The sequence below is a fragment of the Halomicrobium sp. HArcel3 genome, assembly GCF_058933135.1.
Genome location: NZ_JBZYDN010000003.1, coordinates 244,661 through 262,197, shown reverse-complemented (window position 1 = coordinate 262,197; position 17,537 = coordinate 244,661). Strand labels below are relative to the sequence as shown.

General features: G+C 70.8%; 16 protein-coding genes. 3 read left to right on the top strand and 13 right to left on the bottom strand.

Going from position 1 to position 17,537, the window contains the following annotated elements; all coding sequences use genetic code 11:
• Window positions 1-25 precede the first annotated feature (25 nt).
• A complete protein-coding gene (locus tag AC5FRV_RS10750; protein ID WP_493561096.1) occupies window positions 26-979 on the top strand; it encodes an AAA family ATPase in 954 nt (317 codons plus the stop codon).
• On the opposite strand, the gene AC5FRV_RS10745 is transcribed toward AC5FRV_RS10750, so the two are convergent.
• The 11 genes from AC5FRV_RS10745 to AC5FRV_RS10695 all read right to left on the bottom strand — a co-directional run bounded on the left by AC5FRV_RS10745 (window position 976) and on the right by AC5FRV_RS10695 (window position 12,361).
• Window positions 976-1,581, bottom strand: a complete 606-nt coding sequence (locus AC5FRV_RS10745; protein WP_493561095.1) for a DUF7519 family protein — start codon at window positions 1,579-1,581, stop codon at window positions 976-978. The two genes, AC5FRV_RS10750 and AC5FRV_RS10745, sit on opposite strands and share 4 nt — an antisense overlap.
• Complete coding sequence (locus AC5FRV_RS10740; RefSeq protein WP_493561094.1) at window positions 1,578-2,942, bottom strand: DUF58 domain-containing protein; 1,365 nt, start codon at window positions 2,940-2,942, stop codon at window positions 1,578-1,580. The genes AC5FRV_RS10745 and AC5FRV_RS10740 overlap by 4 nt, the downstream gene beginning before the upstream one ends.
• On the bottom strand, window positions 2,939-3,508 hold the full coding sequence (locus AC5FRV_RS10735) for a DUF7269 family protein (protein ID WP_493561093.1): 570 nt from the start codon (window positions 3,506-3,508) through the stop codon (window positions 2,939-2,941). The genes AC5FRV_RS10740 and AC5FRV_RS10735 overlap by 4 nt, the downstream gene beginning before the upstream one ends.
• Entirely contained in the window at window positions 3,505-4,443 is a 939-nt protein-coding gene (locus tag AC5FRV_RS10730; protein ID WP_493561092.1) for a DUF4129 domain-containing protein, read from the bottom strand. The genes AC5FRV_RS10735 and AC5FRV_RS10730 overlap by 4 nt, the downstream gene beginning before the upstream one ends.
• 135 nt (window positions 4,444-4,578) lie before the next feature.
• The gene (locus AC5FRV_RS10725; RefSeq protein ID WP_493561091.1) at window positions 4,579-4,821 is read right to left on the bottom strand and encodes a hypothetical protein; all 243 of its coding nucleotides are present in this window, start codon (window positions 4,819-4,821) and stop codon (window positions 4,579-4,581) included.
• Between the two features lie 176 nt (window positions 4,822-4,997).
• Window positions 4,998-5,504 (bottom strand): DUF7519 family protein, encoded by a 507-nt coding sequence (locus AC5FRV_RS10720; protein ID WP_493561090.1) that lies wholly within the window; start codon window positions 5,502-5,504, stop codon window positions 4,998-5,000.
• Window positions 5,501-6,931, bottom strand: a complete 1,431-nt coding sequence (locus AC5FRV_RS10715) for a DUF58 domain-containing protein (RefSeq protein ID WP_493561089.1) — start codon at window positions 6,929-6,931, stop codon at window positions 5,501-5,503. Before AC5FRV_RS10715 ends, AC5FRV_RS10720 begins: the two co-directional genes overlap by 4 nt.
• Complete coding sequence (locus AC5FRV_RS10710; RefSeq protein ID WP_493561088.1) at window positions 6,928-7,509, bottom strand: DUF7269 family protein; 582 nt, start codon at window positions 7,507-7,509, stop codon at window positions 6,928-6,930. Before AC5FRV_RS10710 ends, AC5FRV_RS10715 begins: the two co-directional genes overlap by 4 nt.
• A gap of 94 nt (window positions 7,510-7,603) precedes the next feature.
• Window positions 7,604-8,545 (bottom strand): DUF4129 domain-containing protein, encoded by a 942-nt coding sequence (locus AC5FRV_RS10705; RefSeq protein ID WP_493561087.1) that lies wholly within the window; start codon window positions 8,543-8,545, stop codon window positions 7,604-7,606.
• 41 nt (window positions 8,546-8,586) lie between these two features.
• Window positions 8,587-10,149, bottom strand: a complete 1,563-nt coding sequence (locus tag AC5FRV_RS10700) for a hydantoinase B/oxoprolinase family protein (protein WP_493561086.1) — start codon at window positions 10,147-10,149, stop codon at window positions 8,587-8,589.
• A 211-nt stretch (window positions 10,150-10,360) separates the two neighbouring features.
• Complete coding sequence (locus tag AC5FRV_RS10695; protein ID WP_493561085.1) at window positions 10,361-12,361, bottom strand: hydantoinase/oxoprolinase family protein; 2,001 nt, start codon at window positions 12,359-12,361, stop codon at window positions 10,361-10,363.
• Between the two features lie 119 nt (window positions 12,362-12,480).
• Here AC5FRV_RS10695 and AC5FRV_RS10690 point away from each other — a divergent pair, with 119 nt between their 5' ends.
• Window positions 12,481-14,118, top strand: a complete 1,638-nt coding sequence (locus tag AC5FRV_RS10690; protein WP_493561084.1) for a BGTF surface domain-containing protein — start codon at window positions 12,481-12,483, stop codon at window positions 14,116-14,118.
• Between the two features lie 10 nt (window positions 14,119-14,128).
• Here AC5FRV_RS10690 and AC5FRV_RS10685 read toward each other — a convergent pair whose 3' ends face one another.
• Entirely contained in the window at window positions 14,129-14,743 is a 615-nt protein-coding gene (locus tag AC5FRV_RS10685) for an ArsR/SmtB family transcription factor (RefSeq protein ID WP_493561083.1), read from the bottom strand.
• Between the two features lie 68 nt (window positions 14,744-14,811).
• Entirely contained in the window at window positions 14,812-16,113 is a 1,302-nt protein-coding gene (locus AC5FRV_RS10680; RefSeq protein WP_493561082.1) for a S8 family serine peptidase, read from the bottom strand.
• Between the two features lie 206 nt (window positions 16,114-16,319).
• On the opposite strand from AC5FRV_RS10680, the gene AC5FRV_RS10675 reads away from it, so the two are divergent.
• Complete coding sequence (locus tag AC5FRV_RS10675) at window positions 16,320-17,453, top strand: BGTF surface domain-containing protein (RefSeq protein ID WP_493561081.1); 1,134 nt, start codon at window positions 16,320-16,322, stop codon at window positions 17,451-17,453.
• Window positions 17,454-17,537 lie beyond the last annotated feature (84 nt).

Here is a 17,537-nt window from a genome sequence, read left to right as displayed (position 1 = left end):
TTAAACGCGAGTGACATAGCCGGGTATGGACGTCGCCGAAGCAAGCGAAGTGTGTGACACGGTGCTCGACGAGGTCAGCGACGCGGTCATCGCCGACCGCGAGTTCTTCGAGACGGTGCTGATGGGCGTCGTCGGCCGCGGCCACGTGCTCCTGGAGGACGTGCCCGGGACGGGGAAGACCCTGACCGCGCGGACCGTCGCCGAGGCGCTGGGCCTCTCCTTTTCCCGCATCCAGTTCACGCCGGACCTGCTGCCGGCGGATATCACCGGGACGCACGTGTTCAACGAGCGCGAGCGGACCTTCGAGTTCAACGAGGGACCCATCTTCGCCAACGTCGTGCTGGCCGACGAGATCAACCGCGCGCCGCCGAAGACCCAGTCGGCGCTGCTGGAGGCGATGGAAGAGGGCCAGGTCACCGTCGACGGCGACACGTACGAACTCCCTCAGCCGTTCTTCGTCATCGCGACGCAGAATCCCGTCGAGATGGAGGGGACCTTCGAACTGCCCGAGGCGCAGGTCGACCGCTTCCTCGCGAAGACCTCCATCGGCTATCCGGAAGAAGAGGGCGAGTTCGAGTTGCTCCAGCGCCGCCGCGGCCGCACCGAGCAGAGCCCCTCCGTCCAGACCGTCCTCACCCCGGAGGAGGTCGACGACGTGCGTGACCTCCCCGAGGAAGTCACCGTCGAGGACGACGTCCTCCGCTACATCGGGAAGGTGGCGCGGGCGACGCGGACCCACCGCAACGTCGACGTCGGCGTCTCTCCGCGCGGGACCCAGCGCCTCTTCGAGGCTGTCCGGGCGCGAGCGATCATCCAGGGTCGCGAGTTCGTCACGCCCGACGACGTGAAGGCCGTCACGCAGGCGGTGCTGGCCCACCGAATCGTGCTGACGCCGGAGGCCCGCGTCGAGAACGTGGACGAGGCCGACATCGTCGACGAAGTGCTCGACAGCGTCCCCGTGCCGACCGTCGCCGCCTAGTCGTCGAGCAGCCAGATGAACAGCAGCGCCGCGACCAGCAACAGCGCGACGGCGGTCGTCGGCTGCCCGGTCCGGCTCAGGTCGTAGACGACGAGCGCGAGGACGCCGACGACGCTCGCCACGACGCCCGTCGCCGCGACGTGGACGACCGTGGCCCGTCGCGTCGGCGCGCCCGCACCCAGCTGGTGCCCGAGACTGATCGCGTTCTCCCCCGCGTCCCACGCGACGACGGCGCCGCCGAAGGCGACGAGCATCGCGGCCGGCGAGGCGCCCGCCGCACCGGCGAGCAAGACGCCGGCGAACAGCCCCGCCGTCCCGAACTTGTGGGCACGGTTCGAGCCGCGGCGCACCCCGACGGCGAGGACGAGCAGGCCGGCCAGCGAGAGAACCGCGGCCGCTGCCGAGACGGTCGTCGCGGCGACGGCGACCAGTCCCGCCACGATGGTGGTGGCGACGCCCAGCGTCGAGGGAGACTGGTCGAACGACCAGTGGTCGGCCCCCGTCGGATCGTCGGTAGCCGCCGAGTCGGCAGTCCGGTGGTCGTCGGCCACCGGGTCGTTCGCGGTTGAATCGGCCGTCGACTCCAGCGTCGCGTCGCTCACACCGACCGCCCCCCGCGGATGCGAGCCATGGCGTGGGCGAGCGACTCGTCGAAGGCCCAGTCGGCGACGGGGAGCCCCCGGCGGCGCAGGCGCGTGATGCGCATCCGCCGTTCGACGCTGGCGAGCCGGTGGCCCGACGTGTCCGCCGCCGTCGGGTCGGGCGAGACCACCGTCGTCCGGTGACCGTGGGCGTCCAGCCGCACGGTCGTCCGGAAGACGAAGTCGTCGACCAGCGGCGAGAACAGGATCACCTGGGCGTCCGAGGGGAGCCGCTGGCGGAGTCGCTGGGCGACAGAGAAGACGCTGACGTCGGCGTCCTCGTCGCCGGGGGAGAACGCCGGGTGCGTCGCGAGCGTCTCCCGAAGTTCGATGCGGTGGTTGTCGCTGGCGGCCGGCGGTAGCCAGCAGTCGTGTTCGGAGAAGGCCGCCAGCCCGACCGAGTGCCCCTCGGCTAGCAGCGACGCGGCGACCTCGCGGGCCGCCTCGAGGTTGCGTTCGAGCGTCGACCCGGCCGCGCCGTTCGGGCTGACGTCGGCGCTCGGCCGCGCGTCGATCAAGAGGGCGACGGTGACCGACCGCTCGACGCGGTGTTCGACGGTCCGCATGTCCCCCGTCTTGGCGGTCTGGTTCCAGTCGATTCGGCTCATCGGGTCGCCCATGCGGTACTCCCGGGTCGCGTAGAACTCGACGCCGTCCCCGCCAGCGTCGGCGGGTGTCCGGCCCGTGTACTGGGTGGTCTGGGGCCGCAGCGGGACGTCGAGCGTGGGACTGGGGAGGTCCGGTTCGCAGGCGAAGGCGTCGCCCTGTTCGACTGATGCGATACGTTCGGTCGCACCGCTGACGTCGCGGACGATGGCGGTGAGCGGTTCGAACTCGTGGACGCCCCGCGTCGCCGCGATGGTGTACTGGATGGTGGTCGATTCTTCGGAGCGTAGCGCCGTCGCGATTCGGGGCGACCCGCCGGTGACGGCCGCCCGGTCGGGGACGCCGTCGACGAGGCGCAGGTCCGGCAGCGGCCGGTCGCCGTCGTTGGTGACGGTGAGCGAGACGGTCACCTCGTCGGCGGGGTTCGGGCGGGCGTCGCTGATGGTCCGTTCGATGGCGAGGTTGACCGGCGGCGGTGAGGTGAGCCGGCCGTATCCGGAAAAGGCCATCCCCAGCGCGCTGGCGAGCAGGAGGCCGCCCTGGGCGGTGAACACGCCGACGGCCAGCGCGAGGAGCGCGAACGCCGACACGCCGAACCACCGCTTCGTCTGGTGGTCGGCGGCGTCGCCCGGCCCGACGACCAGCTCCGTCGGCGTCTCGTCGAACTCCGGGAACTCCGCGCCCATCTCGTGGAACGCCATCTGTTCCCCGCTCATTCGCGGTCACCCCCCGATAGCTCGTACAGTTCTCGCGTGACGTGGCGCACCCGGCGGTGGAACGGCTGACGGCGACCGAGTGTCATCCCGATGGTCTCCGTGAAACCCGATCCGAAGCCGGCGCTGGTGGCCAGGAACCGCGCGGCGAGTTCGTCGTCGGTCCACTCCCCCCGGTCGACGAGGCCCTCCGCCGCCGCTTCGGAGCAGCCGTGGTACATGACGAGAAACTCGACGACCACGTCGCGCAGATCCTGTTTGGCCTTCAGCGCGGTCGGGTTCCCGGCGACCGAGGCCCCCGAGACGCGGGCGAGCAGGTCGTCGAACTCGTCGCCCGGGGCGGCGAGTCGGGGGCCTGGCTCCCGGACCGGCGGTCGGTAGTCGCTGGCGTCGTGGCCAAGGAACGACCGGAGGCGCCGCAATCCCACGAGTCCCGCGAGGATGGCCAGCAGCGTCGGGGTGTCGTCCGGGACGGACAGGCCGGCGTTCAGCGACGGAACGAAGGCGATTGCCAGTCCGAAGCCGGCGCCGGCCAGGCCGACGGCGACCGCCAGCAGTCGCCAGTTCACGTCTCCTCGCCCTCCGTTATCGCGTCGAGGGCCGCCCGGGCGCGCCGCTCGGACTCCTCGTCGACGCCGACGCGCCCGTACCGCGCCCGGTCGAACAGCTCCGTCAGGGTCCGGACGGCGTCCCGGTCCATCCCGGCGTCGACGGCCCGTCGCGCCACCTCGCCGGGCGTGTGCGTCCGGAGGCTGGCGCCGTCGGCGGCCTCGGCCATCTCGCGCCAGGCCCGGTACACCGGGTTCGACGCGTCGACGTCTGCGAAGGCCGCCTCAGCAGTTCTGCCGTCGGGCGCTTCTCGGGCCGAGTCCAGGTCAATCACCTTGTCGTCGGCGACTGGCTCGGAATCGGGCGAGTCCAGCGACGGGCTCGAAACGGAGCGCAGGGCAAACGCGGCCACCGCCACCAGCAGGACGACGCCACCCAGCGCGACGACGATAAGCGGGACGTTCCCCGAGGGGACCGACAGCGCCGGGCCGAACGACGACCCGCTGCCGCCGCCCCGTAGCACCCCCGAGACGTAGTTACCGGCTTTCTCGCCGTCGAGAAACGACAGGAGATAGATGACCACGCCCAGGTAGAGGACCGCCGCGAAGACCCCCGTCGTCGTCTGGAGCACCGACTTCACGAACGCGACGACGGTCTCGCGGCCGTACAGGACCAGCGAGATCAGGAGCGGAACGGCGACGAGCGAGAGGGCGATAATCCCCAGTAGTTGCCCGACTATCCCGACGTCGGTCAGCCCCGTTCCGCTGGCGTTCCCCAGCGTCGACGCCTCTCCGCCCCCCATCCCCTCGCCAGCCCCCTCACCGACGCCCTCGGAGGCGGTCGTGCCCGTTCCCACCGAGCGAGTGTCGCGCGAATCGCCGATCGAGGCAGCGGACGCGGAGAGCCCCACGACGCCCAGCACCACCACCACGACGAGGATCGCTCGCTCGTCCATTGTGAGCTAGCATCAGCCGTCACCGTATTTAATCGTTCGTGGAACTGGACGCGCGAGTGCGACGGGTTTGGGTGGAATCAGTGTTACCCAGGTGATGGAATGGTGTGTGAATCGAGCGCTATCGATTTGTGTAAATCAGGCTGAGACTGATTCCCACCGTTCCGTACGCAATCCGATGAAGTAGCTGAGGATGAGTAGAATTTCGACGGTAAATAGTCCGAGAATGGTGTCGAGTACCAGTACCAGTGCAAACCCAAGTGCGAAAACGAGGATGCCGGAGACTAGTGGAGAGCGAGCCTCATATTTCATCGCCAGGAAATAGACGAACGCTGAAAGTAGCGCCTGTACGGTGAGGAATACGAGGCTGATAGCGGGCATAGAGAACTGAACTCGGCAGTTAGGTAAATACGTTCTGGAGTCAGTGAAAATAACCCACTATCGACCAAGTGTTCATTACACACGCGGAACCGAGCGAGAGGTGTGTCCGCTGTATTCATCACACCGTTCGGTCGAGAGCCACGCAAAACAATTCCCCAGCGGTCTTCCAACAACACCTACACGTCGAGCAGATAGCTGAACAGGAGCACAGCCAGGAGTAGTAGCGCCACCCCTGCCGTCGGCTGGCCACCAGTCGCCAGCCGGAAGGCGCCGTAGCCGACGGCCCCGACGAGCACCGCCACTCCGGTCGTCGCGAGCGAGTGGACCAGTTGCAGTCGGCGGGTCGCCGCGGCGGCGCCGAGCTGTCGACCGACGGTGATGGCGTTCGTGCCGGCGTCCCAGGCGACGACCGTCGCGCCCGCGCCGATGAGGACGAACGGGAGCGGGGCGTCGGACGCGCCGGCGACGAGCACCGCGCCGAAGAGGACGACGGCGCCCAGGGTGACGAGCGACCGGGACGCGTTCCGCACGCCGACCGTCAGTACCAGGACGGCCAGGAGGGCGACGGCGACTGCGGGGAGGAAGGATGCACTGGCGAGCGCCGCGACGGCGGCGGGCACCACCGTCAGCACGAGGCCCGTGGGCGAGGGCGAGTCGTCGAACGTCTCGTAGTCGACGTTCACGGCGACCACCGCCGGCGTGTGCGGACGAGGGCGTGCCCGAGGTCTTCGTCCGGGTGCCAGTCGATTACGGGGATGCCACGAGAGCGCAGGTCGGCGATGCGCAGGCGGCGCTCACCCCGGGCGACCAGGTGGCCGGTGGTGTCGGTCGCCGTCGGGTTCGGGCTGACGACGACGACGGCGTAGCCGTGGGCGTCCAGGCGGACGACCGTGTCCGCCAGCAGGTCGTCGTGGAGCGGGCTGAACAGAACGACCTGCGTCTCGGCGGTGAGTCGGCGCTTCAGCCGCTGGGTAGCCCGGTAGACGTTGGTGTCGTCCGCCGGTGGCGTCGGTGAGAGGACCGGGTGGGTTGCCAGGAAGTGCCGGGCCTCCTCACGGTGGGTGTCGCCCCGGCCCGGCGCGAGCCAGCAGTCGACCGGTGCGACGGCGCCGACGCCGACATCGTGGCCGGCCCGCGTCAGCGAGGCGTAGGCCGTCGTCCCGCCGGCGACGGCGCGCTCGACCGCCGACGGCTCGTGGGGCGACGGCGCGAGGTGGGCGGACCGGCGCGTATCGAACACCAGCGCGACACGGACGGTGCGCTCGACGCGGAAGTCGACGGTCGTCAGGTCCCCGGTCCGCGCGGTCCGGTTCCAGTCGACGCGGCTCAGCGGGTCGCCCCGGCGGTACTCCCGGGTCGCGTAGAACTCCAGCCCCGCGCCGCCGGCGTCGCCCGGATAACGGCCGGTGTGCTGGACCGTCTGGGCACGCAGTGGAAACGGTGGCGGGTCAGTCGGGAACCGCGCAATGCACCGGAGCGACGAGCGCTCGCCGACGACGGCGACCCGCTCGGTCGCACCACTGACGTCCCGGGCGACGGCGGTCAGGCCGTCGAACTCGAACGCGCCCCGTTCGGCCCGGACGGTGTAGGCAAACGTCGTCGAGTCGCCCGGCCCCAGCACCGCGCCGTGACGCGGCGTTTCCTCGACGACGCCGAGCCGGTCGGGGACGCCGTCGATCAGCCGCAGGTCTGGCACGGAGCGCTCGCCGTCGTTGGTCACCGTCACCGTCACCTCGACGTAGTCACCTGGTTCCGGGGTGGGATCACCGATCGTCCGCTCGACGGTCAGATCGAGCGGCGGCGGCGACGTCAGGGCTCCGTAGCCGGCGAAGGCCAGTCCGAACCCGCTCGCCAGCAGCGGCGCCGCGGTGTCGGTCAGCACCCCGACGCCAAGCCCCAGCAGCGCGAGCACGCCGATGCCGTACCACCGCTCTGTGTGTCGGTCCTCGACGGTCACGGTGTCGGCGGCGTTCACGGCCGACGCGTCCGCGTCCGTCGCGCCGCGTCCGTCGCGCTGGTCCGCGGTATCGCTCGACTGCCGGGGATCGGGCGATCTAGCCGCCCCGGGCCGACCGTGCTCGTCGTCGGTACTGCGTTCGTTCGTCGTCACGGCTCCGCACCTCGCCCGAGTCGCTCGATCTCGCTGGCCGCGCGTTCGGCGCGACGATGGAACGGGCGCTCGCCGGAGAGCGTCCCGCGCACTGACCCGGTCACCGACCTGGCTTCCCCGGTCGGCGACGTGAAGAAGGCCGCCGCCTGCGGGTCGTCGGTCCAGGTCCCCCGGTCGACCGCCCGCCTGGCCTCCTCGGTCGTGTACCCCTGGAACGTGACGAGCGTCTCGACGGCGAGTTCACGGAGCGACTGACGGAACTGGATCCGCCGGTTGTCCGCCCCACCGCGACCCCCGGTCGATCCGACCGGCGGCGCCCGGGCGAGCGTCGCGTCGACGTCGTCGCCCGGGACGCCGACCGCACTCGGCCGCTCGCGCTCGGCGGGTCGGACGTCACGGCTCTCGTGGGTGAGCCAGGCCCGGCCCCGGACCAGTGCGGCGACCAGCGCGACCACGCCGATCAGCAGCGGCACCGAGGCGGGGACGTCGACGACCGTCACGGCCGGCAGGTACGCCATCGCGATACCGACAACGGCCGTGGCGACGCCGATGGTCAGTAACGCGTCGCGACTGTTCACGGCTGGCTCCCTCCTGATAGTGGTGGTTGTAAGCCCTTACCCGCGTTCGACGTCGCCGGTGCCGGCGAACGCCGGTGAAAAGTTACAACCACCACTATGAAACCTCGGGTTCGTCGATCGATTCGAGCGCCGACTCCGCACGACGGCGGCGGGTATCGGTCACCGGCTGGTCGCCGTAGCGAACCGCTTCGAACAGCGCGGTCAGCTCCCGGACCGCGTCGGGGTCGAACCCGTGCCCGACTGCGGTCGCGGCGACCTCGTTGGCCGTCAGCGTGTCGTCGGTCGCACTCTCGGCCCGGTCGGCCATCTCGCGCCAGGCGCGGTAGACTGGGTTCGAGGCGTGGACGTCCGAGACGGCTTCCTCTTCGGGGAGGTCGGTGAACCCGCCGACGGCGTGACGTCTCCCACGGGAACCGCTGGACGACGACGTCGACTCCGACTCGTCGGTCGCCACCTCGCGGCCCAGCGCGGCCGCCGCGCCGACCGCGCCCAGGAGGCCGAGGACCACCGCGACGCCGGTGACCAGCGACGTCGAGGGAACCGCGACCGAGCGCTCGCCACCCCCGGTCGCGGGTCCGGCCGGCGCCCCACCGCCGAGCAGCCCGCCGCCGCCAGCGCCCAGTAGCAGACTGAGAACGCTCAGTAGCGCTATCAGTCCGAGGAGGAGAACCGCCGCGGCGAGGACGTCCACCAGCGCCTCGCGGACCACCGCGACGAGTTCGTCGAGCCGACCGGTCCAGACGGTGTGGACGACGAAGGCGAGAAAGAACGCGAGCGACGACCAGACGACGACGGCGAGGGGGACGGTCACCAGCCAGGCGGGAAGCTGGATTCCGCCCGGCTCTTCGTCGGCGACGAGGCCCACGTCGTCGCCGTCGCCCAGGCCCGCGCCGTCACCCTCGCCGATTCCGAGACCCGGAGACCGCGCTCCCTCCCCGTCGCCGCCGCCGGCAGACGTGAACCCGCCGGCGACGGTCGCCACGGCCAGGACTGCGACGGCGACCGCCACGCCGCGGAACAGCCGGGTCCGGTCCATCGTCTGTACATGTCGGCCGCGGATATTTATCCGTAGTGTCGTCAGTCGCGCGCCCCGTAGCCGCCACCGCCCGGCGTCTCGACGCGGACGGTCGTCCCCGCGTCGAGTTGCAGCGTCGTCTTCGCGGGGACGGCCTCGTCGTCGACCAGGTTCAGGCCCGTCTGCCCGTCCTCGCCGCCGGCCCGTCCCGGCGGCGCGACGCGACGACGCTCGGTCAACAGCGAAACGGTCGCATCGGTTTCGAGCCGGAGTTCCCGGACCAGACCGTCGCCGCCAAGATAGCGGCCCGCCCCGCCGCTGCCGTCGCGGAGGGCGTACGTCGTCACCCGGAGCGGGTACTCGGCTTCGAGGGCCTCGACGGGCGTGTTCTCCGTGTTCGTCATCCCGACCTGGACGCCGGAGAGGCCGTCGCTGGCGGGGTTCGCGCCCGCGCCGCCGCCGATAGTCTCGTAGTAGGTGAACCCCGACCCGCCGACGATCAGGTTGTTCATCGTCCCCTGGCCCGCGGCGGGGACGCGGTCGGGCGCCGCGTCGGCGAGCGCGTCGAAGACGGCGTCGGTGACCCGCTGGCTCGTCTCGACGTTGCCCCCGACGACCGCCGCTGGGGGTTCGGGATTCAACAGGGAACCCTTCGGCGCGCTGACGGAGATGGGCTCGTAACAGCCCGCGTTCGGCGGCACGTCCGGGTCGGTGACGCAGCGGACGACGTAGTAGACCGCGCTCTCGGCGACCGCCAGCGGCGCGTTGACGTTACCCGCGACCTGTGAGGCCGTTCCCGCGAAGTCGACGTCGAGGGTGGCGCCGTCGACAGTGACCGTCACCACGATGGGGACGTCGTCCCCGGTCACCCCGTCGCCCTCCAGCACGTCGCTGGCCTGGTAGGTGCCGTCCGGCAGGTCCCTGATTTCGGCCTCCACGCGCTCGCGGGAGTACTCCATCACCGCGTCGAAGGCGGTGAGGAGGCGGTCGCCGTGGGTCGATAGGAGGTCCGCGACCCGCTCGGCCCCGCGTTCGTTGGCCGCCAGCTGGGCGCGGACGTCGGGCCGGCGCTCGGCCGGATTACGCACGTTCGCGAGGAAGAGGTCCAGCACGTCCTCGACCACCTCGCCGTCCCGGACGAGTCGAACCGGCGGAATGCGGACCCCCTCTTGCTGAATCTCTCGCGCGCCCGCGGGCATGCTCCCCGGGGCCATCCCCCCGACGTCCGCGTGGTGGGCCCGCGAGACGGCGTAGGCGACGATCTCGTCCTGCGATTGGGGGGCCGAGCCGGGCGCGATGGGCGAGACCAGCGTCACGTCGGGGAGGTGTGTCCCCCCGGCGAAGGGGTCGTTGAGGACGAAGACGTCGCCCGGTTGCGGGTCCCGGTCGAGGACGGCGTCGACCGCTCGCGGCATCGCGCCCAGGTGGACCGGGACGTGTTCGGCCTGGGCGACGAGGCGCCCGTCGGCGTCGAACAGCGCTGTGGAACAGTCGCGGCGTTCGGTGATGTTGGGGGAGTAGGCGCCCCGGATGAGGACCTGCCCCATCTCCTCGGCGACGCTCTCGAGTTGATTTCTGAGTATTTCGAGTTCGACGGCGTCTAGGAATTTGCGATCGCCAGTCATCTCGAATCGCCTCCTTTCGCATCGCCTGACAGACCGCAGTCACCGACGGGAACTCCGCAAACAGAGGAAAGCCCCCGCCGTCTCGGGGCGGGGGCCCGCGACTGCGCTCCTCGCTCGCTGCGGTGCTTGTCGGGTCCGCCTTCCCCGAGACGGCGGCCCCTTTCAGTCCCACCCTTCCGTTCGATCCATCGGCCGAAACCGGTGGTCGCCATCACTCGCTCACCTCCAGGTGGAGGGTCCCCCGGTCGTCCACCCTAACGGTCCAGTCGGGGGGGCAGACGACCGTGCTTTCGCCGCCCTCGAAGACGGCGGGGCCGTCGAGGTCGGTCCCTGTGGGGAGTTTCCGGCGGTCGTAGACCGGCGTCTCTGTGCGGGAATCGCCGAAGACGACCTCGCGCCGGCCGGACAGGGCGTCGCCGTCGGCGTCGTGCGTGAGCGCCGGCGTATCGCCGGGGACCGTCGCCGTCGTCCGGAGGCTCACCAGTTCGACGGGTTCCTCGTCGAGACGATAGCCGCGCGCACTTTCGTGGGCGGCGTGGAACCGGTCGCGGACGGCAGCCGGGTCGAACGAGTCGGAAACGTCGACGGTCAGTTCGTGGCTCTGGCCGGCGTATCGGAGGTCGGCCTGCCGGCGGACGGTCGCCCGGTCCGGATCGGCGGTGTCCGCCAGGACCGACGACGAGAGGTCGTCGAACAGGTCGTCGACGGTACTGGGGTCGGCTTCGGAGAGGGCGACGCGGTAGGTCCGGACGGCGTCGTGGCTCTCGTCGGCGGCGAGCAGGCCGAACGCGGAGAGGACGCCGCTGGCACGCGGAACGACGACGTGGCCCACGCCCAGGCGGTCGGCCAGCGAGGCGGCGAACATCGGCCCCGCACCGCCGAAGGCCCCGAGCGCGAACCCGCGCGGGTCGTGGCCCTGCTCGACGGTCACCCGGCGGACGGCCCGGGCCATGGTCGCGCTGGCGACGCGGACCACGCCGCGGGCGGCCGCGACGGGACCGTCCAGGTCTGCCTCGGTCGCCAGGTCGTCCAGCACGGACTCGGCGGCGTCGGCGTCGAGTTCCAGGCCCTCGCCGAGGGTGGTGTCGGCGCCGAGGAAGCCAAGCGCGAGCGCCGCGTCGGTGACGGTCGGGTCGGTCCCGCCCGTCCCGTAGCAGGCCGGACCCGGGTCGGCACCCGTCGACTGCGGCCCGACGCGGAGGGCGCCGCCAGCGTCGACCCAGGCGATGGAACCACCGCCTGCGCCGACCGTCTCGACGGCGACCATCGGGATTCGAATGGGGTGGCCGCCCACAGCGCCCTCCGTCGTTCGCTCGACCTCGCCGTCGCGGACCAGCGAGACGTCACAGGAGGTGCCGCCCATGTCGAAGGTGACCAGCCCCTCGACCTCCGGGGGTTCGAACGCCGACGCGCCGACGACGCCGGCCGCCGGCCCGGAGAGGACCGTGGTGACGGCGTCCTGGCGGACCGTCCCGGCGTCGGCGATGCCGCCGTTGGCCTGCATGACGCGCGGACTCGGCAGCCCCCGCTCGGTCGCCCGCTCGTCGAGCCTGGCGAGGTAGTCGTCGACGACGGGCGTGACGGCGGCGTCGGCGACGGCCGTCGCGGTCCGCTCGTACTCGCGGAATTCGGCGAGCACCTCGTGACTCGCCGAGACGGCGGCGCCAAGTTCCTCGCGGAGGATGTCAGCCGCGCGACGCTCGTTCTCGGGGTGGGCGTACGCGTGGAGAAAGGAGATGGCGACCGCGTCGACGTCGCCATGCTCGCGAATTTCGTCGGCGACGGTCCGAATCTCCGCTTCGTCGACGGGCCGTTCGACCCCGTCGACCGTCGCGCGTTCGTCCACCTCGAAGCGGCGCTCGGCCGGGACGAGCGGGTCGGGTTTGCGCGCCTCCAGGTCGTAGAGCGCGGGGCGGTCTTGCCGCCCGATTTCGAGGACGTCGCCGAAGCCAGCGGTCGTGACCAGGTAGGTCTCCGCGCCGGTCCCCTCCAGCAGCGCGTTGACGGCGGCGGTCGTCGCGTGTCGGAAGCGACCGACGTCGGCAGGGTCGACGCCAGCGAGGTGGCACGCCATCTCGACGCCGCGGAGGACGCCGACGTGCTGGTCCTCCGTCGTCGGCACCTTCGCCGTCGTCAGGTCCCCGTCGGCGAGCAACGCGACGTCGGTGAACGTACCGCCGACGTCGACGCCCAGCGCCGCACCGTCGTTCATGGACGTCAGTGGCGGCCCGCGCCGCTAATCGGTTGCGGTGGTGGCAGCAATAGCGATCCGTTCAATCGCGATTGAAGCTACCGGGGAGGCTTTAGTACAGGCCGGGAAACGTCGACCAAATGCGACGCAGCTTCCCTCCCCGAACACTGCTGGTTACGGCCCTCCTCGTCGGCGCACTCGCTCTCGCAGGCGGCGCGACGGCACAGACGACCATCCTCGTCTACGACGGCGACGAGATGTCGCTGGCGGCCGGCGAAGGACAGGTGATCCGCGGCCAGACGAGCCTCGAACCCGGGACGACGGTTCAGTTACACATCCAGTCGGAGAATCCGTCGTCGCCGTTCCTGTCACGGCCCGAAGCCGAGGTCGGTGCGGACGGTGAATTCACGGCCTACGTCGACCTCTCGAACGTCGAACCGGGGTCGGCCGCGACGGTCTCGGTCCACCACGACGGCGAGGAACTGGCTGCCGCGGACGCCCGCGTCGGCGAGTGCGACGGTGGTTGTAAACCAGCGGCGACCATCGACCAGCAGGGTCCACGACTCTCGTTCGAGTCCGGCCCCGGACAGGAGATCAGCGGCGAGACGTCCCTCGACGCCGGCTCGTCGGTCACCGTCCGCATAGAGTCGAAAGAGTCCAGCGAGCCGTTCCTCGTGGCCAGAGAGGTCATCGTCACGCAGGGCGGGTCCTTCTCGACGCACCTGGACCTGAGTAACGTCGACCCCGGAACGCCGTTCGGGATCGCGGTCCTCCACGACGGCGAGCAGTTGAACGAGACGACTGGCGAGGTGGTCGCCTGCGACGGCGACTGTGAACCGGCGACGACCGAGACGCCGACCCCGCGCCCGTCGATCGACCCCGGCGAACTCGACTTCGAGTCGGTGACCGAAGTCGAGACGACGGAGACGGCCTACATCCCGGTGGCGCTCGGCGAGGCAGACGCCGCGACGCTCGTCTTCGGCAGCGACGACGTCAACTACGTCACCGTCGCCACGGTCCGCGACGGCAACGGTGACAACGTCGTCGGCGTCTACTTCGACGCGGCCGCCGCGGGGACCGACGAACGGACGCTCTCGGCCGCGGACGAGGGCGACGAACTCACGGTCGTCGATCAGGAGCCCGATCTCGGCGACAGCATCGACCCCGCCACCTACGACGTGGCGCTCTACCGGGGAGACTCGGCCACAGGCGACCCCGAAGCCGTCGGCGCCTTGATCGTACTGGAGTCGGGTCCGGAAGGGAACGACCTGGCGCTCGAGAAATCCATCGTACGAACCGACGCTGGCGAGAACGCCACGATCCCGGTCCGCATCGGCGACGCCGACGCCGCGACCGTCACTATCGGCGACGCGCCCGAGGGCTACGGAATTAACGCGACTGTCGACGACGGTGACGGCGACGGCCGGGTCACCCTCTCGTTCAGGACGGCTAACGCCGGCACCGACCGTGCGACGCTCGGCACGGTCTCCGCGGACGACGACCTGACGATCAGGGAACCGGAACCGACCCTCGACGGACCGCTCCCGGCGGGCGCGTACGACGTGCGACTGTACCGGGGACACCAGGCGATCGGCCGACCGGTCAGTATCGGCACGCTCTCGGTCGGCGACGGCGCCGACGGCCCAAGAACGGCAGTGCTCGACGATTCGCGGGCCGAGGACCGCGGTCTCGACCTCGGCGGAATCGGTGCACTGGCCGCGGGCGCGGTGTTCGCCGTCGTCGGCGTCGGCCTCCTGCTGGGCCTGTTCCGGTCGTAATCGCGACGCGTTAGCGAGCGCGTAGCAGCGCGACCGCGCCGACGACGGCGAGACAGCCGAGGAAGAAGAGGACGCCCGGTTCGACGACTTCGAAGACGACCCAGGCGACGGTGCCCCGCGGCGGCGTGACGGTGGCGTCCGGCGACGCGGGGCCGACGACGTCGGGCGCGCGGCTGGCCCGTTGCATCAGGCGTTCGGCGCCGAACTGGACGAACAGGCTGGCGAGGCCGAGCACGCCGAGACCACCGACGACATCGGTCAGGGACTGCTGGACCGCCGGCGTCCGTCGCTCGTCGCCGACGAAGACCAGCGGGTCGCTGGCCGGCCCGTAGACCGCCATCTCGTTGCCCTTCTCGGAGTAGACGGTGTCGATGGGTTCGACGAGGTCGGCGTCCTGCAGGTTCGTCAGATGGTAGTGGACGTTCTGGACCGACGTGTCGACCGCGTCGGCGATCTCGGAGGGGGTCCCGGGGTCGTCGAACAGCGTCCGGAAGGTGGCCCGCGCGGTGTCTGACGAGAGGGCGTTCAGCACCTCGTCGGCGTCCGCGTCGGCCATCTCCAGGACGCGCGCGTGTTCGTTCGACGTCGCCGTCCGCTCCTGTATCCGGTCGATGAGTCCCGACATACGTGCCAGCGTCTGTTCGCTCCTCGAAGGCCGACGTACTAAGCGCTGTGCATGGCTTAAAACTGGCTTTAACCCGTCTCGTTCCGGGCCCGTTCGACGGCCGATGCGGCGTCGACGCGGCCGTGGCCGGCCGCCGGATCGGGGCCCGGCTCGCCGACGTCGATCGCACTCGCTTCGACGATCCGTTCGACCGCCTCGCGGTCCAGGTCGGGGTTCGCGTCGAGGACGAGCGCTGCGATGCCCGCGACGTACGGCGCCGCGGCCGACGAGCCGACGAACCCGTCCGGCCGGCTCGCGGCGCGGAATCCGTCCGGCGCGACGACGTCGACGCCCCGCCGGCCGTCCGCGGTCGGTCCGCGCGAACTGAACGGCTCAACCCGGCCGGTCGCGTACTCCGAGGCACCGACGGCGAGGACCGACTCGGCCGTCGCGGGAGCGACGATACTGCCCCCTTCGGTCCGGTACTGGAGCGCGTGCGTCGGCGAGGAGAGGCGCAGCGACGTCCCCGTCGCGTTCGCGGGCCCGCGGACGACGAGGAAGTACGTCCCGCCGGCGAGGCGGACCGAGATGCGCTCGTTGGGGACGTGATCGGCCTCGTAGGGCCGGGACCGCGCGACGAGGTTCGCCGTCGACCCGTTCGTCCGGTACAGTTCGGCGGTGTAGTCCTCGTCCGCGCGCGATCGGTCCCAGGAGAGCCAGATCGTCAGATCCCGGGAGTCGTTGCCCCGGAGGTAGTTACGCGTGCCGCCCTCGAAGCGGAGTTTCCCGTCGGAGACGGCGTCGTACCGGCCGGTCCAGTGTCCCTGCGCGAGGTTCCCGGCTGGGGCGACGACGACGGTGTCGTCCGTGGCGACCCGGTCTGCGACCTGCGCGACCCGGGCGGAGCCGTCACCGGGAGTCCCGTAGAAGGAGACCGGCGCGACGACGACGTCGACGTCGGCCGACCGGAGCCAGGCGAGGGCCGACTCGTACTGGGCGGCGGTGTCGAAAGAGGCCAGATAGAGGTCGGCGTCGGGGGCGACTGTCGTCACGAGCGACGCCGCCGCGGTGCCGTGGCCGTGACGGCCACCGTTGCGGACCGTCTCCTGGGGCGCGAAGGCACGCGTGGCGGCGACCTGGCTCCGGAGCGCCGGGTGGTCCGGGTCGAATCCGGTCACGTCCACGACGCCGACCGTGACGTTCTCGCCGGTCACCCCCGCGTCGTGGATCGCCCCGACGCCCGCCACCGGATCCGCTGCCTGTCCCGCGGGCCGGGCGACCACGTCCGTCTCGGCCGTCGGCGCGGTGAGTGCGAGACCGCCGATGACGGCGGTGAGCGCCAGGACGGCGACGGCGACGCCCGCCAGCGACCGGTCGACTCCCGGGTCCATCGTTCGCGCCAATGGGGACCCGGACAAAAACGCTGACGGAGGCGGTACGCCACGTAAAATTCGATTTAACCTATCGTCGAAGATAGTAGCTCCCGCCCCGATACCTCGACTGGCATGAGAGCCACCCCTCCAGCCGGGACCGTCCCGGTCGACCGCCCTGACGCCTCGCATCGCGCGACGAACACCCGCCGCCCGGAGGTGCGCGGATGAAACGCCTGGCGCTGGTGGTCGGCGCCGTCCTGATCGCAGCCGCGCTCGCGGCGACGGCCGTTACCTTCGCCTCGAGCGGCGGGACCACCATCGACCACGACGGCGAGAACGTGACGCTCGCGGCCGCCCCCGGTCAGACGGTGAGCGGCCAGACCGACCTCGACGCAGGAACCACCCTCGACGTCCGCCTCACCTCCACCGACGCGAGCAACCCCTTCCTGCAGACCAGGGAGGCGACAGTCGCCGAGAACGGCTCGTTCGCGACAAGGCTGGATCTCGGCGCGGTGTCCCCGGGCGCGACGGCTACTCTCACCGTCCGCCACAACGACAGCGTTCTGGCCAGCGAGAGCGTCGCGGTCGTCCCCTGCGACGACGACTGCGAAGCGAACACCGAGTCCGGCGACCGACAGTCGGGAACGACCGTGGACCGCGAGGGCGAGACGCTGACCCTCGTCTCGGGGACAGCGTCGAAGATTTCCGGCCAGAGCGACCTGGAGCCGGGGACGGAACTGGAACTGCTGGTCGAGTCGACGAACGTAACGCGTCCGTTCCTGATTCGAGAGAGAACCAACGTCACGGATAACGGCACCTTCGCCACGACGGTGGACACGCACTCGGTCGCCGGGCCGTTGAACGCCAGCGTGACCGTGATCCACGACGAGGAGGAACTGACCGAGGTCGACGCCCGGGTCGTGCCCTGTGATGACGATTGCGAGGAACAGTCGTCAGGCCCCGGAGAGGGGACTCCGCCGTCTGAGTTCGGCCTGGAAGAAGACGTGCCCGTGGCCTCGCAGAACGAGACCGCCGAGATCCCGGTCGCCGTCGGCGACGCCGACGCCGCGACGCTCAGCGTCGGCGACGAGGACGACGTCAACTACCAGATCAACGCGACCGCGCACGACGAGAACGGCGACGGCCGCGTCGTCTTCGTGCTCGACCCTGCTGCCGCAGGGAACGAATCGACCCCGACGATGACGGTTCGCGACGACGGTGACACGGTCTCCATCAACAGCGAAACCGACGTCGACGGGCCCCTCTCGCCTGCCACGTACGACCTCGTGCTGTACCGCGGTGAGTCGGCCGACGGGAACGCCGACGACGTCGGCGCGCTCGCCCTGGAGAGTTCGTAGCCGGCGAGTGGAGAATCGAGCAGTATCGGACGGGTCGCTCCCGGCCCACGAACTATCGGCTGCTACAACCATCGGCTGCCACAT

Coding starts and splice junctions, on each gene's coding strand:
- AC5FRV_RS10700 (WP_493561086.1), bottom strand. CDS start 10,149: ATGACTGGCGATCGCAAATTCCTAGACGCCGTCGAACTCGAAATACTC.
- AC5FRV_RS10725 (WP_493561091.1), bottom strand. CDS start 4,821: ATGCCCGCTATCAGCCTCGTATTCCTCACCGTACAGGCGCTACTTTCA.
- AC5FRV_RS10680 (WP_493561082.1), bottom strand. CDS start 16,113: ATGGACCCGGGAGTCGACCGGTCGCTGGCGGGCGTCGCCGTCGCCGTC.
- AC5FRV_RS10690 (WP_493561084.1), top strand. CDS start 12,481: ATGCGACGCAGCTTCCCTCCCCGAACACTGCTGGTTACGGCCCTCCTC.
- AC5FRV_RS10740 (WP_493561094.1), bottom strand. CDS start 2,942: ATGAGCGGGGAACAGATGGCGTTCCACGAGATGGGCGCGGAGTTCCCG.
- AC5FRV_RS10705 (WP_493561087.1), bottom strand. CDS start 8,545: ATGGACCGGACCCGGCTGTTCCGCGGCGTGGCGGTCGCCGTCGCAGTC.
- AC5FRV_RS10685 (WP_493561083.1), bottom strand. CDS start 14,743: ATGTCGGGACTCATCGACCGGATACAGGAGCGGACGGCGACGTCGAAC.
- AC5FRV_RS10730 (WP_493561092.1), bottom strand. CDS start 4,443: ATGGACGAGCGAGCGATCCTCGTCGTGGTGGTGGTGCTGGGCGTCGTG.
- AC5FRV_RS10695 (WP_493561085.1), bottom strand. CDS start 12,361: ATGAACGACGGTGCGGCGCTGGGCGTCGACGTCGGCGGTACGTTCACC.
- AC5FRV_RS10675 (WP_493561081.1), top strand. CDS start 16,320: ATGAAACGCCTGGCGCTGGTGGTCGGCGCCGTCCTGATCGCAGCCGCG.
- AC5FRV_RS10750 (WP_493561096.1), top strand. CDS start 26: ATGGACGTCGCCGAAGCAAGCGAAGTGTGTGACACGGTGCTCGACGAG.